This window comes from Streptomyces sp. CRCS-T-1, assembly GCF_024442335.1.
Lineage (GTDB): Bacteria > Actinomycetota > Actinomycetes > Streptomycetales > Streptomycetaceae > Streptomyces > Streptomyces koelreuteriae.
The window spans coordinates 342990-366119 of record NZ_CP101651.1 but is presented as its reverse complement, the minus strand read 5'-3'; the positions used below and the strand labels follow the sequence as shown (position 1 = coordinate 366119).

Below are 23130 nucleotides of genomic sequence, written 5' to 3'. Positions count from 1 at the left end.
CTCCTCCCTCCGGCCCGGTCAGTCCGCGATCTTCAGCACCAGCTTGCCGCGGTTGTCCCCACGGAACAGCCGCATGAGCGTCTCGGGGAAGTCCGCGACCGAGCCGGACACCACGTCCTCCAGGGACTTCAGCCGGCCCTCCGCCCGCCAGGCGGCCATCCGGGCGATGCCCTCGGCGTACCGGTCGGCGTAGTCGAACACCACGATGCCCGTCATGGAGGCGCGGTTCACCAGCAGCGACAGGTAGTTGGCGGGGCCCTGCGGCTTGGTGCTGTTGTACTGGGAGATCGCGCCGCACACGACGACACGGGCACCGCGCGCCAGCCGCAGCAGCACGGCGTCCAGAACGTCTCCGCCGACGTTGTCGAAGTACACGTCGACACCGTCGGGGGCGTGCTCGCGCAGCGCCTTGCGGACGTCCTCGCTCTGGTAGTCGATCGCGGCGTCGAACCCGAACTCCTCGACCACCATCCGGCACTTGGCCTCGCCGCCCGCGATGCCGATGACCCGGCAGCCCAGGATCTTGGCGATCTGCCCGACGACGCTGCCGACGGCCCCGGCCGCTCCGGAGACCACGACGGTCTGCCCGGGCTCGGGACGCCCGACCTCGATCAGGCCGAAGTAGGCCGTCAGGCCCGACATGCCGAGCGTGCCGAGAAACGTCGGCAGGGGAGCGGCCGCCGGGTCGACCTTGGTCACGTCGCGCCCGTCCGACACGCAGTACTCCTGCACGCCGAACGAGCCCGACACATGGTCACCGACCGCGAAACCGGGGTGCCGGGAGGCGATCACCCGTCCCACCGCGCCGGCGCGCATCACCTCGCCGATCTCCACCGGACGGATGTAGGACCGGCCCGCGTTCATCCAGCCGCGCATCGCGGGATCGATCGACAGACAGAGCACCCGCACCAGGAACTCACCGTCGCCCGGCTGCCCGGCCGGCTCCTCGACGTGCTCCCAGTCGGTGGGGCGCGGTTCCCCCACAGGGCGTGCGGCCAGGCGTATCTGACGGTTGATTCCGCTCATCTCCGGTGGCTCCTTATCGAGGGCATACCGTCCAGTCGGTACGGCTGGGAGCGTAAGGGTGCCGTGCCGCCCGAGGCAAGAGCGGGTCCGTTACGGCATTCGGCTCATGCGGTGGTCGACCGTCGAGGCCCGACCGCGGGCTACTCCTGGCCCGGGACCGCCATCTCCCCGAGGAGCGACCAGTCGTCCTGCGGAATCGTCGCGTTCACGATGCGCGGAGTCGCGGCCAGATGCGGAGGCAGGGTCTGCTGCGCGGCCTTGAAGTGCGCGGACTGCACATGCGCGGCCCCGGCCTCGTCGTCGCGGAAGGCCTCGACCAGGACGTACTCCGTGGGCTCGTCCACGCTGCGCGACCAGTCGAACCACAGGCAGCCGGGCTCGGCGCGCGTCGCCCGGGTGAAGTCGGCGGCGATCTCGGGCCAGCGGTCGGCGTGCTCGGGGCGGACTCGGAACTTGGCGGTGATGAAGATCATGGGATTCCCTTCGCTGGTGTGCTGAAGTGCCGATGTGTTGCCGGCGACACGATCGTACGAACCCGGCCCGTCGGCGAATCGACCGGGAGCGGCGCGGGCCATCAGGAGGAGCGGGACGGATGCACCGCTCCCTCCGTCACGGTCAGCGGGGCCCCGCTGCCGCCCCAGCGCAGGGCGACGATCTCGGCGGCGACGGACACCGCCACCTCCTCGGGGGTACGGGCCCCGAGGTCGAGGCCGACCGGTGAGCGCAGCCGGGACAGCTCGTGTTGCGTGAGCCCGGCCTCGGCCAGGCGCTCGGCCCGGTCGGCGTGGGTGCGGCGGCTGCCCATCGCCCCGATGTACGCGGCCGGCCGGCGCAGTGCCTCCCGGAGCAGCGGCACATCGAACTTGGGGTCGTGGGTGAGGACGCAGATCACCGTGCGTGCGTCGGTGTCCGTGTCGCGCAGATAGCGGTGCGGCCATTCGGCGACCACCTCGACACCCTCGGGGAAGCGCCGGGGCGTGGCGAAGACGGGGCGGGCGTCGCAGACGGTGACTCGGTAGCCGAGGAAGTCCCCGATGCGGGCCACGGCCGCGGCGTAGTCGATCGCTCCGAAGACCAGCATCCGCGGCGGTGGCGCGAAGGACTCCAGGAACACGCTGACGGAGTCCTCCCGGCGCTGCCCGCGCGGCCCGTAGTGCCGCAGACCGGTGGCGCCCAGGGCCAGCTCGCCGCGGGCGTCGGCGGTGACGGCCGCGTCCAGGCCGCTCGCGCCGAGCGTGCCCGAGACCCGGTCCGGCCGGACGGCGAGCGTGGCTCCGCGCGGCGCCGGGCCGTCGGTCACCGTGGCCAGGCCGACCGGCTCACCCGCGGCGACCGACTCGACCACGACGCCGAGGGCGGGATCCCGCTCGGGCGTCACGCGGCGCACCAGCAGCGTGATCTCGCCGCCGCAGGTCAGGCCGACGGCGAAGGCGTCGTCGTCGCTGTAGCCGAAGGTCTCCAGACGCGCTTCGCCGCTCGCCACGACGTCCCGCGCCAGCTCGAACACCGCACCTTCGACACAGCCCCCGGACACACTTCCCACGACCTCATCGTCCGGCCCCACCGCCATGGCCGCGCCCGGGTCGCGCGGCGCGCTGCGGCTGACCTCGACGACCGTCGCGAGGCCGAACGGAAGCCCGGCCGCGTACCAGCGGCCCAGCGCCGGGAGGATGTCACGCACGATCCGCTCCTTCCACGCACCCCCACCGGGTACCCCGGCCGGGGTTAATTCCGTTGTGGCCCCTCGGCCCGGTCTGCTGCACTGCACGGGACAGCGACGTCACCGAGTCCCGAGGAGCAGCAGATGCGAACTGCGTTCATGTCCCCCCAGCCAGGAACGGACCTCTCTCCGAAGGACATGACGCTTCGTGCACGTGCTCAATCTTGGAATCCTCGCCCATGTCGACGCCGGTAAGACCAGCCTGACCGAGCGGCTGCTCCATTCGGCCGGGGTCATCGACGAGATCGGCAGCGTCGACGACGGGAACACCCGTACGGACACCCTCGCGCTGGAGCGGCAACGCGGTATCACCATCAAGTCCGCCGTCGTCTCGTTCCCGCTCGACGGTGTGGCGGTCAACCTGATCGACACCCCCGGTCACCCGGACTTCATCGCCGAGGTGGAGCGCGTGCTCGGCGTGCTGGACGGCGTCGTGCTCGTCGTCTCCGCCGTCGAAGGGGTGCAGGCGCAGACACGGGTGCTGATGCGCACGCTCCAGCGGCTGCGCATCCCCACCCTGCTCTTCGTCAACAAGATCGACCGGCGTGGCGCTCGGCAGGAGGAGGTGCTACGGGCGATCTCGGCCCGGCTGACACCCGCGATCGTGCCGATGGGAACGGCCTCCGGCCTCGGCACGCGCCGGGCTCGCTTCACGCCCGGTCTCGGTCCCGCAGCGCTCGACGTCCTCGCCGGCCACGATGACACGCTGCTGTCCGCGTACGTCGAGAACACCGTCACGGACGGCCTTCTGCGCAGCTCCCTCGTCGCCCTGACCCGGGAGGCCCTGGTCCACCCCGTCTTCTTCGGCTCCGCCGCCACGGGCGCCGGTGTGGACGCCCTCCTGGCGGGCATCGAGGAACTGCTGCCCCCGGCCGACGGGGATGCGGACGGGCCGCTCTCGGGGACCGTGTTCAAGGTCGAGCGGGGCCCGGCGGGGGAGAAGGCCGCCTACGCCCGGCTGTTCTCCGGCACCCTGCACACCCGCGACCGGATCCCGTTCGGAACGGACGGCGCCGAAGGCCGGATCACCGCGATCAGCGTCTTCGGACACGGGACGGACAGCCGCGGCGACGCCGTCGTGGCCGGACAGATCGCCCGGCTCTGGGGGCTCGGCGACATCAGGATCGGCGACGCGATCGGCGCACCCCGCAAGGCGTACGAGCACTTCTTCGCCCCGCCCACCCTGGAGACGGTCGTCGTCCCGGGCCCGGACGTCGACAGCGGCGCACTGCACCTCGCGCTCACCCAACTCGCCGAACAGGACCCGCTCATCGGCCTGCGCCACGACGAACGGCGGCAGGAGACCTCCGTGTCGCTCTACGGCGAGGTGCAGAAGGAGGTCATCCAGGCGACCCTCGCCGAGGAGTACGGTCTCGGCGTCACCTTCCGGGAGACCACGCCGCTGTGCGTGGAACGGCTCGTCGGCACCGGGCAGGCCGTGGAGTTCAACAAGAAGGACGCCAACCCCTTCCTCGCGACGGTCGGCCTGCGCGTCGACCCCGCACCGGTCGGGTCCGGCGTCGGCTTCCGGCTGGAGGTGGAGCTGGGCTCCATGCCGTACGCCTTTTTCAAGGCCGTCGAGGACACCGTGCGCGAGACCCTCGACCAGGGCCCGCACGGCTGGCGGATCCCCGACTGCGCGGTCACCATGACGCACTGCGGCTACTCGCCCCGCCAGAGCCACGCCCACCAGGGCTTCGACAAGAGCATGTCGAGCACCGGCGCCGACTTCCGGGGCCTGACCCCGCTGGTGCTCCTCGAAGCGCTGCGGCGGGCCGGGACCCGGGTCCACGAGCCGGTGCAGCGCTTCCGTGTCGAGGCCCCGGCGGACACCCTCGGCGCGCTGCTGCCGGTGCTGGCCGCGCTCGGCGCCGTGCCGCAGACGACCGAGACCCGGGGCGCCGGATGCGTCCTGGCGGGCACGGTGCCCGCGGCCCGGGTGCACGAACTGGAGCAGCGGCTGCCCGGGCTCACCCGCGGCGAGGGCGAGCTGGAGAGCGTCTTCGACCACTACGCGCCCGTCACGCACGGCACGGTCCCGCGACGCCCGCGCACCGATCACAACCCGCTGAACAGGAAGGAGTATTTGTTGAATGTGGCACGAAGGATGGGTGGATGACGTGTGTGAACCCGCCGAGCGGGAACTTACTCCAGAGTCAGGGGTGTTGACGGTGTCCTGATATCGCCGGACTGTAGTGGACATGCCAACTATTCGGGTACGTCTGCTGGTTGTCCTGGCTGTCCTCTTCGGCTCCGTGACGGTGGCGGGAGTCCCGCCCGCCACCGCCGCGCCCCCTCCCGACTCGCTCTGGTTCGACGACCCGACCGTCACCGTGCGGGACGGCCGCTTCACCGACGCCTCCGGCCGCGAGATCGTGCTCCGCGGCTACAACGTCTCCGGCGAGACCAAACTGGCGGAGAACGGCGGCCTGCCCTTCGCCTCCGTCGCCGACGCCAAGAAGTCCGCGACCGCCCTGCGCGCCCTCGGCGGCGGCAACACCGTCCGCTTCCTTCTCTCCTGGGCGTACGCCGAGCCCGAGCGCGGCCAGGTCGACACGGCCTACCTCGCCGCCGCCACCGACCAGATGCGGGCCTTCCTCGACGCCGGCATCCGCGTCTACCCCGACTTCCACCAGGACCTCTACTCCCGGCACCTGTTCGACGCCGACAGCTGGTACACCGGCGACGGCGCGCCCAAGTGGGCGGTGGACGCCGGGAACTACCCCGACGAGTCCTGCGGCATCTGCCTCTTCTGGGGGCAGAACATCACCCAGAACGAGGCTGTGAAGCGGGCCTCGTACGACTTCTGGCACAACGCGCACGGCGTACAGGACGCCTTCCTCGCCACCGCCGAGAAGACCATGACGTACCTCCGGCAGCACCTGGACGCCGACCGGTTCAAGGGCGTCGTCGGCTTCGACCCCTACAACGAGCCGCACGCGGGCGTCTACGACTCCGGGCAGACCAGTCGGGCCTGGGAGAAGGACGTGCTGTGGCCGTTCTACGAGAAGTTCCGGGCCCGTATGGACGCGGCCGGGTGGCGGGACAAGCCCGCCCTCGTGGAGCCGAACCTCTTCTGGAACGCCAACCTCGACTTCCAGAAGCAGGAGGGCGGCCTGCTGGACGCCGGCACCCTCGGACCGCGCTATGTGTTCAACACCCACTTCTACGACCAGAAGGCCATCTCCGGCGTCTTCATGTGGGGCAAGGCGGCCGACGGCCAGTACGTCAACGACTTCCGCACCGTCCGCGACCGGGCCGCCGCCGCGCGGACCGCCGCCGTGGTCAGTGAGTTCGGGCACCCGCTGGCCGGCAATGTCTCCGACAAGGCGCCGACCGTCCTCAAGGGGATGTACCAGGCCCTCGACTCCCGCCTGAAGGGCGCCGACTGGTGGTCCGACCCGGCCGCCTCGGGGCCCGTCCTCTCCGGCTCGCAGTGGCAGTGGGACATCTACAACGGCCGGCACCGCGAGCTGATGAACGGCAACCCCGACAAGGTCCTCACCACCGGTGACGCCTGGAACGACGAGGATCTGTCCGCCGTACGCCTCGACGACTCGGGCAAGCCCGTGCTGCGCCAGGACGCCCGGCTCCTGGACCGCCTCTACCCGAGCGCCACGGCCGGCAGAACCGTCGGCTTCACCTACGAGGACCGCTCCCGGGACGGCTCGACGACGCTGACCTGGAACCCGGTGCCCAGCGCGCTGCCCCACGTGCAGCGGCTCGTGGGATCGGGGCAGTACGGGCTGCTGCTGTGGCGCTCGGACGGCGGCTCGGCGCCCACCGAACTGCATCTGCCGGCGAGCTTCCCGACGGCGTCCACCACCGTCGTCTCCGACCTGGGCACGGCCCACGCCCCACCGGCGTACACCGCGACCACCCCGGTCGGCGTGGCCCAGGAGCCGGGCGGCACCGGAAGCCGCCGTCTCCTGCTCACCGCGCCCGACTCGGGCGTCCTGCACTACGCGCTGGTGACCAACGGGGCGACGTCCCCCTCGGCGGACCTGCTGACAGCGGCCCGCGCCGAGCTGACGGCATGGGCGGCGAGGGAGGCCGGCTAGCCACACGGAAGGGAAGGGCGGCCTTCTCTCCGACACCGGGAACACGACACAATCGGCGTTCGGACAAGGACCGATGTTCGAACGCCGAAGGGAGAGCCGGTGCCGGGGAGACTCAGACCGCCCACCGGCCGCTACGGCGGCAAGACGGCCGAGGAGCGGCAGGCCGAGCGGCGCCGGCGCTTCCTCGACGCCGCGCTCCAGTTGTTCGGCGAAACCCCCGGATTCCGCGCCACCACGGTCGCGGCGCTCAGCGACGCGGCCGGACTGTCCACCCGCCAGTTCTACGAGGAGTTCCGCACCCTGGAGGACGTGCTCGCCGCGCTCCACCTCCAGGTCAACGGCTGGGCCGAGACGGCGGTCCTGGAGGCCGCGTCCGACTCCGCCGATCTGCCGCTCGCCGAGCGCGCCACCGCGATCTTCCGCGCCTACGCCGGGAACCTCGCGGCCGATCCGCGCCGGATCCGCATCACCTTCGTCGAGATCATCGGCGTCAGCCCGCGCCTGGAGGAACAGCGGCTCGCCCGCCGGGCCGGGTGGGTCGGCCTCATCTGCGCCGAGGCCGACGCGGCCGCCGCACGCGGTGAGGCCGCACCCCGCGACTACCGCCTCGCGGCGACGGGCTTCATCGGCAGCGTCAACGGCCTGCTCCACGACTGGAGCGCCGGGTGGGTGGACGCGACCCTGGACGAGGTGGTCGAGGAACTGGTCAGCCAGTTGCTGGGGATCCTGCGCCCGGCGGGCTGGACTCCCGGGACGTGAGTCAGACCCGTGTCCGGCCGCCTCCGCCCGGGGGCGCCCCGGGGAAGGCCCGCCGGTAGTCGCCCGGCGACACCCCGACGTGCTTGAGGAAGTGGTGACGGAGGTTGTTGGCCGTGCCGAGGCCACTGAACTCCCCGACCTTCTCGATCGGCAGGTCCGTGGACTCCAGCAGTGACCGGGCGCGCCCGAGCCGCTGGTCGAGGAGCCACTGAAGCGGAGTCGTCCCGGTGGCCGCCTGGAGGCGCCGGTAGAACGTACGCGGGCTCATCGAGGCGCGCCGCGCCAGATCGGCGACCGTCAGCGGCCGGTCGAGGTTCGCCCGCGCCCACTGAAGGACGGGAGCCAGCCCCTCGTCGTCGCTGGGCGGCACCGACAGCTCGATGAACTGCGCCTGCCCGCCCGGCCGGTGGGCGGGCACCACCATGCGGCGCGCCAGCTGGTTGGCGACGTGCGCGCCGAGATCGCGCCGCACCAGATGCAGACACAGGTCGAGTCCGGCGGTGAGCCCGGCGCTGGTGAGGACGTCGCCGTCGTCCACGTACAGCACCGACTCGTCGACCTGCACCTTCGGATACCGCTCGGCCAGCCGGTCGGTGTGCATCCAGTGGGCGGTGGCGCGGCGGCCGTCGAGCAGCCCCGCCTCGGCGAGTGCGAAGGCCCCGGTACAGAGGGAGACCATGCGGGCGCCCGCGTCATGGGCGCGCCGCAGGGCGTCGACCAACCCCGCCGGCAGCGGCCTGCCCTCGTCGACACAGGGGTCGGGCACCGAGGGCACGATGACCGTGTCCGCGTCAGCCAGGTCGTCGAGTCCGTAGCGGGTCCGCAGGGTCAGCCCGTGGCCCTCCCCGCCCTCCCGCGTCCCCGCTCCCGTCCCGCAGAGCCGCAGGTCGTACCAGGGATCGGCCAGATCCGGCTGCGGCTTGCCGAACACCGTGCAGGGGATGCTCAGTTCGTACAGATCCCACGACGGGACCCCGATCTCCTCGGTCACGACCACGGCGACGGAACCAGCACCCATGCCCCGAAGCGTATGGCAGGAATTTGGTGGACGCCGTCACTCCTGTCACTGTTCCCGATCTTCACGCCCTGCGAGCGTTGCCGTACGTGATCACGCATCACCTACGCACGTTTCACGAGGAGTTGGGCATGAACGCAGAACCGCAGGCCGTCACCGTTCTCGGACTGGGCTCGATGGGCTCGGCCCTGGCCGCCGCGCTGCTGGACCGGGGCCACCCGACCACGGTCTGGAACCGGACCCCGGACAGGGCCCGGCCCCTGGTCGAGCGAGGCGCCCGCCAGGCCGCCACGCCCCAGGAGGCGGTCGCCGCCTCCCCGCTGACCATCGCCTGCGTGCTGGACTACGAGGTGCTGTTCGCGATCGTCGACCCGTCCGCCGTCGGCGACCTCGACGGCAGAACCCTGGTCAACCTCACCTCCGGCTCTCCCGAGCAGGCCCACGAGGCCGTCAAGTGGGCCCGGTCCTATGGGGTCGACTATCTCGACGGCGCCATCATGACCACCCCGCCCGGCGTCGGCGACCCCGCCATGATGTTCCTCTACAGCGGCTCCCGGCAGGTCTTCGAAACCCACCGCCCGACGCTGGCGGCCCTCGGCGACCCCCTCTACCTCGGCACCGACCCCGGACTCGCCTCCCTCTACGACGCCGCGCTGCTCGGCCTGATGTGGTCCACCATGACCGGCTGGCTGCACGGCACGGCGCTGGTCGGCGCCGAGGGGACGCCCGCCACCGCCTTCACCCCTGTCGCGATCCGCTGGCTGACCGCCGTGGCGGGTTTCCTCACCACCTACGCGCCCCAGGTGGACGCGGGCCGCTACCCGGGCGACGACGCCACCGTCGACGTACAGATCGCGGCCATCGACCACCTCATCCACGCGGCGGCGGCCCGGGGCATCGACAACGCGCTGCCCGAGCTGCTGAAGGCGGCGATGGAGAAGGCCGGCGCGGCGGGTCACGGACAGGACAGCTACGCCAGCCTGATCGAGGTCCTGCGCCCCGCGACGAGGGACTGAGCGGTCTAGCCCGACCCCAGTACCACGAGGTTCACGGCCACCACCAGCGTGACTCCGAGCAGCACAGCGGCGAGCAGCCGTGCGCGGAGCCCGCGGTACACCGCCTCGTACTCGCCCCGCAGTTCCTCCCCGCGGTGGGCCGTCCGCTGCCACGAGGCCCGGGTGAGGGCGAGGTGCTCCGCCGCGAACAGCCGCTCCACCTCCCGCCGTTGGGCCTCCGGCAGCCAGTCGAGCCCGGCGGCGAAGCGCTCGGCGGCCGTACGGGCCTCCTCCTGCGCCGCGGCGGCCAGCAGATGGCCCTCGACCTGGTGATGGAACGCCCGTATGTCCACGGGGAACCCCTCCATCGCGGTCATCGGAGCGTCAGCTCCCGCTCCGCCGCGGCGACGTCCGCGTGGTGCAGGTCGAACGCCGGGGACTCGCTGCGGATCCGGGGGAGGGCGACGAAGTTGTGGCGGGGCGGCGGGCAGGAGGTGGCCCACTCCAGGGAACGGCCGTAGCCCCACGGGTCGTCGGCCGTGACCTTCTCGCCGTACTTCGCCGTCTTCCAGACGTTGTAGAAGAACGGCAGCATCGACATGCCGAGCAGGAACGAGGAGATGCTCGACACCGTGTTGAGCGTCGTCAGGCCCTCCACCGCCAGATAGTCGGGGATGCGCCGCTGCATGCCCTCGGCACCCAGCCAGTGCTGGACCAGGAACGTGCCGTGGAAGCCGATGAACAGCGTCCAGAAGGTGATCTTGCCGAGGCGCTCGTCCAGCATCTTGCCGGTGAACTTCGGCCACCAGAAGTGGAAGCCGGAGAACATCGCGAAGACCACGGTGCCGAAGATGACGTAGTGGAAGTGGGCCACCACGAAGTACGAGTCGGAGACATGGAAGTCGATCGGCGGCGAGGCCAGCAGCACACCCGTGAGCCCGCCGAACACGAACGTGATCAGGAAGCCCATGGCCCACAGCATCGGCGTCTCGAACGACAGGCTGCCGCGCCACATGGTGCCGATCCAGTTGAAGAACTTCACACCGGTCGGGACCGCGATCAGGAAGGTCATGAAGGAGAAGAACGGCAACAGCACACCGCCGGTGACGTACATGTGGTGCGCCCACACCGTCACGGACAGACCCGCGATCGCGATGGTCGCCCCGATCAGACCCGTGTAACCGAACATCGGCTTACGGGAGAAGACCGGAATGACCTCGGAGATGATGCCGAAGAACGGCAACGCGATGATGTACACCTCTGGGTGGCCGAAGAACCAGAAGAGGTGCTGCCAGAGCAACGCCCCGCCGTTGGCGGAGTCGAAGATGTGGGCGCCGAACTTGCGGTCCGCCTCCAGGGCGAACAGGGCCGCGGCCAGGACCGGGAAGGCGAGGAGCACCAGGACACCGGTCAGCAGCACGTTCCAGGTGAAGATCGGCATGCGGAACATCGTCATGCCCGGGGCGCGCATGCAGATGATCGTGGTGATGAAGTTGACCGAGCCGAGGATGGTGCCGAAGCCGGAGAAGGCCAGACCCATGATCCACATGTCGGCGCCGATGCCCGGGCTGCGGACGGCGTCCGAGAGCGGGCTGTAGGCGAACCAGCCGAAGTCGGCCGCGCCCTGCGGGGTGAGGAAGCCACCGACCGCGATGAGCGAGCCGAAGAGGTACAGCCAGTAGGCGAACATGTTCAGCCGCGGGAACGCCACGTCGGGCGCGCCGATCTGCAGCGGCATGATCCAGTTCGCGAAGCCGGCGAACAGCGGCGTCGCGAACATCAGCAACATGATCGTGCCGTGCATCGTGAACGCCTGGTTGAACTGCTCGTTCGACATGATCTGCAGACCCGGCCGGGCCAGCTCGGCGCGCATGAACAGCGCCATCACGCCACCGATGACGAAGAACGCGAACGACGTCGCCAGATACAGCGTGCCGATCGTCTTGTGATCCGTGGTCGTCAGCCACTTGAGGTGCCTCATACCCCGCCTGTGTCCGAGCCCCGCCCGGACGTCACACTGCGATGACGCGACGAGAATCACGAAAACGGGTGTGACGATCGAGAAGGTGCCGGACACGAACGGGACATGAGCAACGACGAGATCTTCGCCGCTGCCTACCGCGAGCACTACTGGGCGGTCAGCCGCTATGTCGCACGGCGACTTCAGGGGCGGGCCGGTGAGGTGGAGGAAGTGGTGGCGGAGGTGTTCACGGTCGCCTGGCGGCGCCGGGCCGACCTGCCGCCCTCCCCGCTGCCCTGGCTGTACGGCGTGGCACGCAACTGTCTGGCCAACGCGGTACGCGGCCACGGACGCCGCCGCCGGCTCGTCGACCGGCTCGGCAACGACGACACCGCGCACGGGCGGCACATCGCGATGGGCCCCGAGGCCGACACCCCCGGCGCCTGGGTCCACGAGGCACTGTCCCGCCTCTCCCCGGCCGACCAGGAGGTGCTGCGGCTGACGGCCTGGGAGGAACTCGGCGTCGACGAGGTCGCGGTCGCCCTCGGCTGCGGCAGCCGGGCCGCCGCGATGCGACTGCACCGGGCCCGCCGCCGGCTGAGAACGGAGATCGACCGCATGGCCCCTGAGCGCGCCAAGGCCGACGCGCACTCCGCGGGAGGGCGGGACGATGACTGACGCGTCTCGTGTGACGACCGAAGGCCTGGGCAGGGGACGCCGCACCTACGCGGCCCGCGGCTGCTCGAGGAGCGGGGACGTGACGGTCGGTGAAAGCCGGCCGGGTGCCCCGTATCCGCCGTCGCCGACGGGCCGTCGGCGTATCCGGCGTCCCGCCCGCGCCACCCGCGCCACCCGCGCCGCCCACGCCTCCGCCGCGAGCGAGGCTCCCTGCCTCCCGCCCGCATGACCGCCCCGAAGGAACACGGCCATGGCTGACGAACTCGAACTGCTGCGCAGCGCCAACCCGGTGCCGCACGACGGCCCGCACCTCGGCGACGGCCCACTGGACCTGGACGCGGAGCGCCGGCTCGCGCGTCTGCTGAGTGAGCGGCCCTCCGGCCGTCTGCGGGACCGGCTGCTGCCGGGTCCGGGCCGGCCCCGGCTGGCCTGGGGGCTCGTGGCCACCGCCGTCGTCGCCGCCCTGACGCTCACCCTCGTGCTGAGCGGCCCGGACACCGCACCCGCGGTCGCCGCACCCCGCCCGCTGGTGGTGCACACCGGCTCCACCCCCGTCCCCCTGGACCGGCTGGCCGACCGTGCCGAGCAGGCCGCGGCCGACGGCTCACCCCGTCTGCGCAAGGGCACGCACGTGCAGTCCTGGAGCCTCGGCATGTCGGACGACAAGCCCCCGATCACCCTGCCCGAGGAACGCATCGTGCGCTGGCGGGCCGATGCCAGCCACACCGAGCTGGTTGTGGCCACCGACCCGAGGCACCCCGGCCGCCCGGTCCTCTCCGACGCGGGCGGCGAGCCCCATCTCGTCGACGACGGGCATGTCATCAGCGACCGGACCTACCCGCCGAGCTGGAGCGACGCACCGCCCCAGTCCCCGCCGCCGAGCGACCCCGCACGGCTGCGCGCCTATCTGACGGAGGCCCAGTACATCGACGGGCCGCTGACCACGCCCCAACTGCTGGACGCCGTCGAGGTACTGCTCGACCACTGGACCCTCGGCGCCCGGGAGACCGCGGCGCTCGCCCGCCTCCTGGCCGACACCGAGGGCCTGCGACCGGTCGGCCGGGTGACCGACCGGCTGGGCCGGCAGGGCCAGGCATACGTGTACGACGGCTCCGGCGTCCGCCACATGCTGATCACGAACCCGGCCACCGGCACCGTCCTCGGCCTGGAGAGCACCTTCACCGCCGACGAACCGGAGTACGGCGTCAAAAAGGGCGACGTCATGTCGTACAGCGCCTGGATGGGCTGATCACGACAGCCCGGGGCGGGCGCGGGTGGCAGTGGGGAGCGTCCCGGGGCCTACTCGTCCCAGGCCTGGATCAGGGTCTGTTCGGTGATCTTTCCGCCGCGCAGCGAGATCATGGACTCGGACAGGACGCGCACGCCGTCCGCGTACTCGCAGCTCTCGCTGTAGGCGGCCTCGTCGCCCTGGACGACGCACCGTTCCAGCTTGTGCGTCATGTCGCGGCTGTAGACGTCCTCCAGCATCCGGCCGATCTCGTCGCGGCCGTGCAGGACCTTGGGGTGGCTGGGCTGGGTCGTGCGGTCCACGATGCGGAGTTCCGCGTCGTCGGCGTAGAGGGAGAGCAGCATCTCCGGGGTCTGGCCTTCCAAGCCCCGGCGCAGGATCTCTCGGTCGAAGGCGGAGTCTGCCGCGGTTCCCATGATGACCTCCTTCGAAGGGCCGCGACCCGACGGGGAGCGGGCCGCGAGAAGCCTCACCCCTGAGCCTCCTCCCGCCCGGCGGGCTGGGCAAGCGCAGCCGGTCCACCGGCCCCGATCCGTCGGCTCAGTCGGCCGCGGTCAGGAACTGGGTCGCCGCCAGCTCCGCGTAGAGCGGGTCGGAGGTCACGAGTTCGCGGTGCGTGCCGACGGCCCGGACCCGGCCCGCGTCCATGACCACGATCCGGTCGGCCATCGTCACCGTCGACAGCCGGTGCGCCACGACGAGGACCGTGGTCGTCCGGGCCACGTCCGCGACGGTGTCCCGCAGCGCCGCCTCGTTCACCGCGTCCAGCTGCGAGGTGGCCTCGTCGAGCAGCAGCAGCCGGGGGCGGCGCAGCAGCGCGCGGGCGATGGCGACGCGCTGCCGCTCACCGCCCGACAGCTTGGTGCCGCGGTGCCCGACGAGCGTGTCCAGCCCCGCGGGCAGCCGCGACACCAGACCGTCGAGACGGGTCGTCTTCAGCACCCGCGCGAGGGCGTCCTCGTCCGCGTCCGGATGTCCCAGCAGCAGGTTGTCCCGCAGGGAGCCCGACAGGACCGGCGCGTCCTGCTCCACATAGCCGATCGAGGCGCGCAGTCGGGGCAGTTCCCAGTCGGCGAGGTCCCGGCCGTCCAGCGTGATCGCGCCGGAGTCGGGGTCGTAGAACCGCTCGATCAGGGAGAAGACGGTGGTCTTGCCGGCGCCGGACGGGCCCACGAACGCCGTCATGCCCTGCGCGGGCACGGCGAACGTCACGCCGTGGTGGACGTACGGCAGGTCGTCGGCGTAGCGGAAGCGGACGTCCTCGAAGGCGAGGGCGGCGGGCCGGTCGCCGGGGGAGGGCAGCGGCGCGAACCGGGCGGACGGCTCGGCGGGCAGTCGCAGTGCCTCCTGCATGCGGGTGAGGGCCGCGGCGCCCGTCTGGTACTGCGTGACGGCGCCGACGACCTGCTGTATCGGCGACATCAGATAGAAGACGTAGAGCAGGAACGCGACCAGCGTGCCCACGTCGACGGCGCCGGTCGCGACGCGGGCGCCGCCCACCGCGAGCACCGTGATGAAGGCGATCTGCATGGAGAGCCCCGCCGTGTTGCCCGCGGCCGCCGACCACCTGGCGGCCCGCACGCTCTGCCGCCAGGACTCCTGCGCCGCCTCGTGCAGCGTGGCCTCCTCCCGGTGCTCGGCACCGGACGCCTTCACGGTGCGCAGGGCGCCGAGGACCCGCTCCAGCGAGGCGCCCATGACACCCACCGCGTCCTGCGCCCGCCGGCTCGCCTTGTTGATGCGCGGCACGATCACGCCCAGGATCACCCCGGCGCCCGCGATCACGGCCAGCGTGACGCCCAGCAGCACGACATCCACCAGGCCCATCATCACGATCGTCGCGACGAGGGTGAGACCGCCCGTGCCGAGGCCGACCAGCGAGTTGGTGGTGACCTGGCGCAGCAGCGTGGTGTCGGAGGTGATGCGGGCCATCAGGTCCCCGGGTTCGCTGCGGTCCACGGCGGTGATCCGCAGCCGCAGCAGATACGACGACAGCGCGCGCCGCGCCCCGAGCACCACCGACTCGGCGGTGCGCTGCAGCACGTACGAACCCAGTGCGCCCACCACCGCGTTGGCCAGCACCAGCGCCGACATCGCCAGCAGCGCCCCGGTGATGGCCCTCTCGTGCGACAGATCGTCGATCAGGCCCTTGGCCACCAGCGGCAGCAGCAGCCCGGTCGCCCCGGTGACCAGCGAGAGCACGGCACCGGCGGCCAGGGACCAGCGGTGCGGCCGGACGTATCCGAGGAGCAGCCGCCAGGGTGGCACGGCGGTATCGGTCTCTGCGAGGCTCACGTCGCTCCTTCGGCGTCGGGCGGAGCGTTCAGGCTAGGGCGCCGGCCTCGTACGGCACCCTGCTTTCTGCGCTGGGCAGAACTCGTGATCATGCGTCTGAGGTGGCCGATCCCCGCCCCTTACCGATCAGTCGCGCGTAGGGTCGGAAGGGACCGACCCCGGCCGACGAAGGAGTCAGCGCCATGGCGCAGGAAGTACGCGGTGTGATCGCACCCGGCAAGGACGAGCCGGTGCGCATCGAGACGATCGTGGTGCCCGACCCCGGCCCCGGAGAGGCGGTCGTGCGCGTCCAGGCCTGCGGGGTCTGCCACACCGACCTGCACTACAAGCAGGGCGGCATCAGCGACGACTTCCCGTTCCTGCTCGGCCATGAGGCCGCGGGCGTGGTCGAGGCGGTCGGAGACGGCGTCACCGACGTCGAGCAAGGCGACTTCGTGATCCTCAACTGGCGTGCGGTGTGCGGGAAGTGCCGGGCCTGTCTGCGCGGACGCCCCTGGTACTGCTTCGACACCCACAACGCCGAGCAGAAGATGACCCTCGCCTCGACCGGGCAGGAACTCTCCCCGGCCCTCGGCATCGGCGCCTTCGCCGAGAAGACCCTGGTCGCGGCCGGGCAGTGCACCAAGGTCGCCCCGGAGGTCGCCCCGCAGGTGGCCGGGCTGCTCGGCTGCGGTGTCATGGCCGGCATCGGCGCCGCGATCAACACCGGCAACGTCGGCCGGGGCGACACGGTCGCCGTCATCGGCTGCGGCGGCGTCGGTGACGCGGCCGTCGCCGGGTCGCAGCTCGCCGGAGCCGCGCGGATCATCGCCGTCGACATCGACGACCGCAAGCTCGAGACCGCCCGGACGATGGGCGCCACCCACACGGTCAACTCGCGCGAGACGGACCCCATCGAGGCCATCCGCGAGCTGACCGGCGGATTCGGCGCCGACGTCGTCATCGAGGCGGTCGGCCGCCCGGAGACGTACAAGCAGTCCTTCTACGCCCGCGACCTCGCCGGCACGGTCGTCCTCGTCGGTGTGCCCACCCCGGACATGAAGCTCGAACTGCCGCTGCTCGACGTCTTCGGCCGCGGCGGATCGCTCAAGTCGAGCTGGTACGGCGACTGTCTGCCCTCCCGCGACTTCCCCATGCTGATCGACCTGCATCTGCAAGGGCGCCTGGACCTCGGGGCGTTCGTCACCGAGACCATCCAGCTCGACGAGGTGGAGAAGGCGTTCGAGCGGATGCACCACGGCGACGTGCTGCGCTCGGTGGTGGTGCTCTGATGACCACCCGAGTCGAACGCCTCGTCACCTCCGGCCAGTTCAGCCTCGACGGCGGCACCTGGGACGTCGACAACAACGTGTGGATCGTCGGCGACGACCACGAGGCGATCGTCATCGACGCCGCCCACGACGCCGACGCCATCGCCGAGGCCGTCGGAGACCGCAGGCTCACCGCGATCGTGTGCACCCACGCCCACAACGACCACATCGACGCCGCCCCCGCCCTCGCCGAGCGCACCGGCGCCACGATCTGGCTGCACCACGACGACCTGCCGCTGTGGAAGCAGACCCACCCGGACCGCGAGCCCGACGCCTGGCTGGTCGACGGCCAGACGATCGAGGCCGGCGGCGCCGACCTGCGGATCCTGCACACCCCGGGGCACGCGCCCGGCGCGGTGTGCCTGTACGACCCCGGTCTCGCCACCGTCTTCACCGGCGACACCCTCTTCCAGGGCGGCCCCGGCGCCACCGGCCGGTCCTTCTCCCACTTCCCGACGATCATCGACTCGATCCGCGACCGGCTGCTCACACTGCCGCCGGAGACGAAGGTCCTCACCGGGCACGGAGACTCCACGACCATCGGCGCGGAGGCCCCGCAGCTCCAGGAGTGGATCGCCCGCGGCCACTGACCGCGAGCGGCCGGGACACACCGACAGCAAAAGACGACAGAAGATGTCCGGCTTACCCGTCACTCTCGAAGCACCACGCATTCACGGCAACGGGAGGTCGGACATGTCAGCTCCGCTGAAGGACAAGGTCGCACTGGTCGCCGGTGCGACCCGGGGCGCCGGACGGGGCATGGCGGTGGAACTCGGCGCGGCGGGCGCCACCGTCTACGTCACCGGACGCAGCACCCGCACCCGCCGTTCGGAGTACGACCGGCCCGAGACCATCGAGGACACCGCCGACCTGGTCACCGAGGCCGGCGGGCAGGGCATCGCCGTCCCCGCCGACCACCTCGACCCGGCGCAGGTCCGCACGCTCGTGGAGCGGATCGACGGCGAACAGGGCCGCCTCGACGTCCTCGTCAACGACATCTGGGGCGGCGAGAAGCTCTTCGAGTGGGACAGCCCGCTCTGGGAGCACGACCTGGACAACGGCCTGCGCCTGCTCCGGCTCGCCGTCGAGACCCACGCGATCACCAGCCACCACGCCCTGCCCCTGCTGCTGCGCAACCCCGGCGGCCTGGTCGTCGAGGTCACCGACGGCACCGCCGACTACAACGGCGACAACTACCGCGTGAACTTCTTCTACGACCTCGCCAAGGCGTCCGTCCTGCGCATGGCCTTCGCCCTCGGCCACGAACTCGGCCCGCGCGGCGCCACCGCCGTCGCCCTCACCCCCGGCTGGCTGCGCTCGGAACTCATGCTCGAGACCTTCGGGGTCGCGGAGGAGAACTGGCACGACGCCCTGGAGCGCGTCCCCCACTTCGCCATCTCGGAGACCCCCCGCTACGTCGGCCGGGCCGTGGCCGCCCTCGCCGCCGACCCGGACGTGTCCCGCTTCAACGGCCAGTCCCTCTCCAGCGGCGGCCTCGCCCAGGTGTACGGCTTCACCGACCTCGACGGCAGCCGCCCGGACGCCTGGCGCTATCTCGTCGAGGTCCAGGACGCGGGCGGGCCGGCGGACACGAGCGGCTACCGCTGAGCCGGCCCCGGGGCAGTACGGTCGGCCCATGACGGACACCAGGCGCTTCGAGGGGTACGGGGTTCTCATCACCGGCGGGGCACGCGGCATCGGCGCCGCCACCGCCCGCCGCTTCGCGTGGGAGGGCGCACGGGTCCTGGTGGCCGACCAGGACCCGCCCGCGGCCACGGGGACCGCGCGGGCCCTGCGGGAGGAGGGACTCACCGCCGAGGGGATCGGGTGCGACGTGGCCGACCGGGCGGCGACCGAGGCCGCCGTCGCCCACGCCGTCGACACCTTCGGCTCGCTCGACGTGCTGGTCAACAGCGCCGCCCACTGCTCGCCCGACGCGCCCCTCTTCGAGGACGAACCGGACGAGTCGTGGGCGCGCGACCTCGATGTCACGCTGTCCGGCGCGTACCGCTGCTGCCGTGCCGCGCTGCCGCACCTGGCCGCCTCCGGGCGCGGCGCCGTCGTCTCGATCGGCTCGGTCAACGGCCTGCAGGACTTCGGCAACCACGCCTACAGCGCCGCCAAGGCAGGCCTGGGCTCCCTGACCCGCACCCTCGCCGGTCACGCCGCCGCGCGCGGTGTCCGCGTCAACCTGGTGGTGCCGGGCACCGTCCGCACCACCGCCTGGGAGGGCCGCGACGAGGACCTGGAAGCGCTGCGCCGGCTCTACCCCCTGGGCCGGGTCGGCGAACCGGAGGACATCGCGGCGGCCGTCACCTTCCTCGCCTCGTCCGACGCCTCCTGGATCACCGGCACCACCCTGGTCGTCGACGGCGGCCTCACCGCCGTCAACACCGGTTTTCACGACGCCTTGCGGCCCTAGACCGTCTCCGCGAAGGCGCCCTGGCGCGGCAGCGTCTCCCGGAGCCGGTCCAGCAGGGCCCTGGCCGCTGGGCCGGTCGGGCCCTCCGTGCGCCAGGCCAGAGCGATGCGGCCGCGCGCCCGGGGGTGGTCGATGAGCAGGGTGCGCAGCTCGCCGGGGGGCTCCGCCTCCGGGACGACGGCCGCGCCGAGTCCGCGTGCGGCGAGCCGGGTGAGCGCCTCCGGGGCCGCCGCCTCGAAGGCGACCCGCGGCCGGAACCCCGCCTCCGCGCACACCCCCTCCAGGGCGCCGCGCACCCCGGTCCCACTCGGCAGGCTGACCAGGGCGTGCTCCCGCAGCGCCGCCGGCGGCACCGCCGTACGGCCCGCGTACTCCGCGAGCAGCGGATGGCCGTCCGCGACGGCCACCACCAGCGGCACGTCGACCAGCACCCGCACGGCCACACCGGGCGGCGGTTCCCGGTCCGCCAGTCCGACCACGGCGATGTCCAGCTCGCCGCGGCGCAGTGCCGTGAGCATCAGGTCCGAGGTGGCCTCGGTGAGGGTGATCTCCACCTGAGGATGGTCGTCGTGGAAGCCGGCCAGCACCCCCGGCACATCGATGGCGTGCCCGAGCGTGCCCGGCACCAGGCCGATCCCGACCCGGCCCCGCAGCAGCCCGCCGAACTCCGCGACCGCCTGCCGCACCCCGTCGACGGCCGCGAGCGCCGCCCGCGCATGCGGCAGGACCGCCTCGCCGACCTCCGTCGGCGTCACCGAGCGGCCGGTCCGGTCCAGCAGCGGCCGGCCCAGCTCCCGCTCCAGCTGCCGGATCTGCGCGCTCACCCCGGGCTGCGCCACATGCAGCCGCTCGGCGGCCCGGGTGAAGCTCGCTTCCTCCACGACGGCGACGAGGTACCGCAGCTGCCTCAGCTCCATAAGCGACCATGCTAGGGGCCAGCACAACCAGCTCTTGGACTTATGGATCACGCGCATCGACCCTGGACGTATGGGAACCGCAGCGCACGACATCACCGCAGCCATAGCCGCCGAACGCCGGGAGCTCGCCGCCTTGTTCGGCGATCTGGACCCCGAGCGGTGGGAGGCGCCGAGTCTGTGCGCGGGCTGGCGGGTGCGCGAGGTCGTGGCCCACATGTCGATGGGCTTCCGGCACTCCACGCCCGCCGTGCTGTGGGAGCTGGCCAAGGCGGGCGGCAGCATCAACCGGATGGCCGACCGCCTCGCCCGCCGGGACGCCGCCGCCCACCCCGACGAGCGGCTCGCCGCGTTCCTGAGCGAGCACGCCCACCACCCGTGGAAGCCCCCCGTCGGCGGCTTCGAGACGGCCCTGGCCCACGACGTCGTCCACGGCCTGGACGTCACCGTCGCACTCGGCCTCGACCGCCGTGTCCCCGAGGACCGGCTGAGCGTCGTCCTCGGCACCGTCGGCCCCCGGACGTCCCGGTTCTTCGGCGCCGACCTCGACGGCGTACGGCTGCACGCCGACGACCTCGACTGGACCTACGGCACCGGCGCACCCCTGCACGGCACGGCGCAGGACCTCCTGCTGGTCGCCTACGGCCGGTGCCTTCCGCCCGGCCGGCTGACCGGTGAGGTATGTCACCGTTTCGTCGCCGGCTGAACTCCCGCACAACCGAACCGCCCCTTCGCCCGTCTAGCAGGCAGCACACCGCAGACCATCCTCGCGAAAGGGCATGACGAGCCATGGGGGACATCCGCAGACGGGGAGCCGTCGCACTCGGGGTCACCGGCCTGGTGGCCCCGCTCACACTCGCGCTCGGCGCCACCCCGGCGCAGGCCGCGAGCTGCACCACGCAGGCCGGCCCGCACCAGAAGCAGGTCGAGAAGTTTCTCGGCCGACCGGTCGACGGCAAGCAGTCCGCCGCCGACTGCAAGGCGATCCGCGCCTTCCAGACCAAACACGGGATCTCCCCGAACATCGGCTACGCCGGGCCCGTCACCTGGGGCGTGATGGACCTGATGCAGAAGCAGAAGGCTGTCGGGACGAACCCCAACAAGGACGGCAAGTGCCCGGTGAACAAGGGCCGGATCGCCTGTGTGAACCTGACCCTCCAGCTGAGCTGGATCCAGGACGGCAAGAAGCTCGTCTACGGTCCGGTCCCGGTCCGCACCGGCCGTAACGGCGACGAGACCCGCACGGGCCTGAAGAAGATCTACTGGCGCAACATCGACCACGTCTCCTCCATCTACGACGTGCCGATGCCCTACGCCCAGTTCTTCGACGGCGGCCAGGCCTTCCACTCGGTCGGTATCAGCGTCTGGAACCCGCCGGGTTCGCACGGCTGCGTCAACATGACCAAGACCGACGCCAAGAAGTACTGGTCGCTGCTGAAGAAGGGCGACGACGTCTTCGTGTACGGCCGCAAGCCGGGCACCTGATCCCAGGCACCCGGCCCGCCCCGGCACCTACTGGGGCGCGTCCCCGAAGTCCGGGATCTCCAGCCGTACCCCGCCCTGCCGCGCGGACTCGTGCGCGATGATGCCGGGCAGGGTGTAGCGGGCGGCCACCCACGCGTTCACCGACGGCAGGGTGCGCGAGTTGACGGCGGTCACGAAGTCGTCCACCAGGAAGTGGTGGCTGCCCTCGTGGCCGTTGTGGAGGTGGTCGAACTCCCTCGGCAGCCGCTCACGGTCGTGCACGGGAGCCGACCCGGAGGTGAAGGCGGCCCGCAGCTCCGGCGCGATGTGCCGCAGCGACGGGTCGTCGGGAGCCATGGTGGGCTTGGGCTCCAGCAGTTCGCTGATGTCCTTCACCCCCTGCTTGTCCTGCCACAGGGCGACCGTGGCGAGCTGCTCCATGCTCGCCTCGGTGCCGAAGAAGCGGAAGCGCGACTCGCGGATGTGCGAGGGGTAGCCGACCCGCCGGAATTCGTTCGTACGGAACGAGCCGCCGCCGGCGACCTCGAACAGCGCGGTGGCGTTGGAGAAGTCGTTGCCGAACTGGCTGACGTCCTTGTCGAAGACGCCGTCGCCCCGGTCGTCGAGGACACCGATCGCCGACACGCTGACGGCGTGCGTCTGCCAGGCGCCCAGCACCCCGCCGATCGCGTGCGTCGGGTACAGCAGCGGGGGATAGCTGGCGGTGGCCTTCCAGTTCTCGCCGCCGCTGTACTGGTAGGCCTCGTAGAAGCCCAGGTCCATGTCGTGGACGTAGTCGCCCTCGGCGTAGAAGAGCCGCCCGAAGGCGCCTTCGGCGATCTGGTTGCGGGCGTGGACGGTCGCCGGGTTGTACTCGCTGGTCTCGCCCATCATGTACGTCAGGCCGGTGGCCTTGACCGTGTCGATGATCGCCGCGATCTCCTCCGTGCTGATCGCCATGGGGACCGCGGAGTACACGTGCTTGCCGGCGTTGAGGCCCTGCAGCACCAGCGGGCCGTGCGTCCAGCGCTGGGTGAAGATCGCGACCGCGTCGACGTCCTCCGACTCCAGCATGGCCTGGTACGACGGGAAGGTGCCCGCGAGCCCCTGGGCGGAGGCGAGCTGTTCGGCCCTCTCGGGCAGCAGGTCGGTGACGTAGACGTCGCCGACGCCGGGGTGGGCCTGGAACAGGGTGGCGAACTGGCCCGAGAACTGTCCGGCGCCGACGATGCCGAGGGAGAACGTCATAGGAGCATGCCCTT

General features: G+C 71.7%; 22 protein-coding genes. 12 read left to right on the top strand and 10 right to left on the bottom strand.

Annotated features, from left to right (window positions below):
* Positions 1 to 18 precede the first annotated feature (18 nt).
* The 3 genes from NNW99_RS01620 to NNW99_RS01610 form a co-directional block, all read right to left on the bottom strand.
* Positions 19 to 1026 (bottom strand): NADP-dependent oxidoreductase, encoded by a 1008-nt coding sequence (locus tag NNW99_RS01620; RefSeq protein WP_215116782.1) that lies wholly within the window; start codon positions 1024 to 1026, stop codon positions 19 to 21.
* Between the two features lie 140 nt (positions 1027 to 1166).
* Positions 1167 to 1499, bottom strand: coding sequence for a putative quinol monooxygenase (locus NNW99_RS01615; protein WP_215116781.1), 333 nt, complete (start codon positions 1497 to 1499; stop codon positions 1167 to 1169).
* Between the two features lie 101 nt (positions 1500 to 1600).
* Positions 1601 to 2707 carry an XdhC family protein gene (locus NNW99_RS01610; RefSeq protein ID WP_215116780.1) on the bottom strand — a complete coding sequence of 369 codons (1107 nt, stop codon included), beginning with the start codon at positions 2705 to 2707 and terminating at the stop codon, positions 1601 to 1603.
* A gap of 187 nt (positions 2708 to 2894) precedes the next feature.
* Here NNW99_RS01610 and NNW99_RS01605 point away from each other — a divergent pair, with 187 nt between their 5' ends.
* The 3 genes from NNW99_RS01605 (at position 2895) to NNW99_RS01595 (ending at position 7566) form a co-directional block, all read left to right on the top strand.
* Entirely contained in the window at positions 2895 to 4865 is a 1971-nt protein-coding gene (locus NNW99_RS01605; RefSeq protein ID WP_215116779.1) for a translation factor GTPase family protein, read from the top strand.
* An 82-nt stretch (positions 4866 to 4947) separates the two neighbouring features.
* Complete coding sequence (locus NNW99_RS01600) at positions 4948 to 6807, top strand: cellulase family glycosylhydrolase (protein ID WP_215116778.1); 1860 nt, start codon at positions 4948 to 4950, stop codon at positions 6805 to 6807.
* Positions 6808 to 6906: 99 nt separating this feature from the next.
* Positions 6907 to 7566, top strand: a complete 660-nt coding sequence (locus NNW99_RS01595) for a TetR/AcrR family transcriptional regulator (RefSeq protein ID WP_215116777.1) — start codon at positions 6907 to 6909, stop codon at positions 7564 to 7566.
* Position 7567: 1 nt separating this feature from the next.
* Here the strand turns inward: NNW99_RS01595 and NNW99_RS01590 are convergent, their stop codons facing one another.
* The gene (locus tag NNW99_RS01590; RefSeq protein WP_215116776.1) at positions 7568 to 8584 is read right to left on the bottom strand and encodes a GlxA family transcriptional regulator; all 1017 of its coding nucleotides are present in this window, start codon (positions 8582 to 8584) and stop codon (positions 7568 to 7570) included.
* Between the two features lie 128 nt (positions 8585 to 8712).
* Here NNW99_RS01590 and NNW99_RS01585 point away from each other — a divergent pair, with 128 nt between their 5' ends.
* Positions 8713 to 9597, top strand: a complete 885-nt coding sequence (locus NNW99_RS01585) for an NAD(P)-dependent oxidoreductase (protein WP_215116775.1) — start codon at positions 8713 to 8715, stop codon at positions 9595 to 9597.
* A 5-nt stretch (positions 9598 to 9602) separates the two neighbouring features.
* Here NNW99_RS01585 and NNW99_RS01580 read toward each other — a convergent pair whose 3' ends face one another.
* Together NNW99_RS01580 and ctaD are read right to left on the bottom strand one after the other, a co-directional pair.
* A complete protein-coding gene (locus NNW99_RS01580; protein ID WP_215116774.1) occupies positions 9603 to 9953 on the bottom strand; it encodes a hypothetical protein in 351 nt (116 codons plus the stop codon).
* Positions 9950 to 11557 carry a cytochrome c oxidase subunit I gene (gene ctaD, locus NNW99_RS01575; RefSeq protein ID WP_215116773.1) on the bottom strand — a complete coding sequence of 536 codons (1608 nt, stop codon included), beginning with the start codon at positions 11555 to 11557 and terminating at the stop codon, positions 9950 to 9952. Before ctaD ends, NNW99_RS01580 begins: the two co-directional genes overlap by 4 nt.
* 105 nt (positions 11558 to 11662) lie before the next feature.
* Between ctaD and NNW99_RS01570 the strand changes: the two genes are divergently transcribed.
* Positions 11663 to 12214, top strand: a complete 552-nt coding sequence (locus tag NNW99_RS01570) for an RNA polymerase sigma factor (protein WP_215116772.1) — start codon at positions 11663 to 11665, stop codon at positions 12212 to 12214.
* 250 nt (positions 12215 to 12464) lie between these two features.
* Positions 12465 to 13463: a CU044_5270 family protein gene (locus tag NNW99_RS01565; protein ID WP_215116771.1), complete on the top strand. Its 999-nt coding sequence runs from the start codon at positions 12465 to 12467 to the stop codon at positions 13461 to 13463.
* A 50-nt stretch (positions 13464 to 13513) separates the two neighbouring features.
* Here NNW99_RS01565 and NNW99_RS01560 read toward each other — a convergent pair whose 3' ends face one another.
* Positions 13514 to 13879 carry a nuclear transport factor 2 family protein gene (locus NNW99_RS01560; RefSeq protein WP_215116770.1) on the bottom strand — a complete coding sequence of 122 codons (366 nt, stop codon included), beginning with the start codon at positions 13877 to 13879 and terminating at the stop codon, positions 13514 to 13516.
* A 124-nt stretch (positions 13880 to 14003) separates the two neighbouring features.
* Positions 14004 to 15758 (bottom strand): ABC transporter ATP-binding protein, encoded by a 1755-nt coding sequence (locus tag NNW99_RS01555; RefSeq protein ID WP_215116769.1) that lies wholly within the window; start codon positions 15756 to 15758, stop codon positions 14004 to 14006.
* Between the two features lie 182 nt (positions 15759 to 15940).
* On the opposite strand from NNW99_RS01555, the gene NNW99_RS01550 reads away from it, so the two are divergent.
* From NNW99_RS01550 to NNW99_RS01535, 4 genes are all read left to right on the top strand, one after another.
* Positions 15941 to 17029 carry an S-(hydroxymethyl)mycothiol dehydrogenase gene (locus NNW99_RS01550; protein ID WP_215116768.1) on the top strand — a complete coding sequence of 363 codons (1089 nt, stop codon included), beginning with the start codon at positions 15941 to 15943 and terminating at the stop codon, positions 17027 to 17029.
* A complete protein-coding gene (locus NNW99_RS01545; protein WP_215116767.1) occupies positions 17029 to 17658 on the top strand; it encodes an MBL fold metallo-hydrolase in 630 nt (209 codons plus the stop codon). The genes NNW99_RS01550 and NNW99_RS01545 overlap by 1 nt, the downstream gene beginning before the upstream one ends.
* 103 nt (positions 17659 to 17761) lie before the next feature.
* A complete protein-coding gene (locus tag NNW99_RS01540) occupies positions 17762 to 18676 on the top strand; it encodes an SDR family oxidoreductase (RefSeq protein ID WP_215116766.1) in 915 nt (304 codons plus the stop codon).
* A 28-nt stretch (positions 18677 to 18704) separates the two neighbouring features.
* Positions 18705 to 19490 (top strand): SDR family NAD(P)-dependent oxidoreductase, encoded by a 786-nt coding sequence (locus NNW99_RS01535; RefSeq protein ID WP_215116765.1) that lies wholly within the window; start codon positions 18705 to 18707, stop codon positions 19488 to 19490.
* On the opposite strand, the gene NNW99_RS01530 is transcribed toward NNW99_RS01535, so the two are convergent.
* Positions 19487 to 20407: a LysR family transcriptional regulator gene (locus tag NNW99_RS01530; RefSeq protein ID WP_215116764.1), complete on the bottom strand. Its 921-nt coding sequence runs from the start codon at positions 20405 to 20407 to the stop codon at positions 19487 to 19489. The genes NNW99_RS01535 and NNW99_RS01530 overlap by 4 nt on opposite strands.
* Before the next feature lie 70 nt (positions 20408 to 20477).
* Between NNW99_RS01530 and NNW99_RS01525 the strand changes: the two genes are divergently transcribed.
* Together NNW99_RS01525 and NNW99_RS01520 are read left to right on the top strand one after the other, a co-directional pair.
* On the top strand, positions 20478 to 21110 hold the full coding sequence (locus NNW99_RS01525) for a maleylpyruvate isomerase family mycothiol-dependent enzyme (RefSeq protein ID WP_215116763.1): 633 nt from the start codon (positions 20478 to 20480) through the stop codon (positions 21108 to 21110).
* An 83-nt stretch (positions 21111 to 21193) separates the two neighbouring features.
* On the top strand, positions 21194 to 21889 hold the full coding sequence (locus NNW99_RS01520; RefSeq protein WP_215116762.1) for a L,D-transpeptidase family protein: 696 nt from the start codon (positions 21194 to 21196) through the stop codon (positions 21887 to 21889).
* 27 nt (positions 21890 to 21916) lie between these two features.
* On the opposite strand, the gene NNW99_RS01515 is transcribed toward NNW99_RS01520, so the two are convergent.
* Entirely contained in the window at positions 21917 to 23116 is a 1200-nt protein-coding gene (locus tag NNW99_RS01515) for a Gfo/Idh/MocA family protein (RefSeq protein WP_215116761.1), read from the bottom strand.
* Positions 23117 to 23130 lie beyond the last annotated feature (14 nt).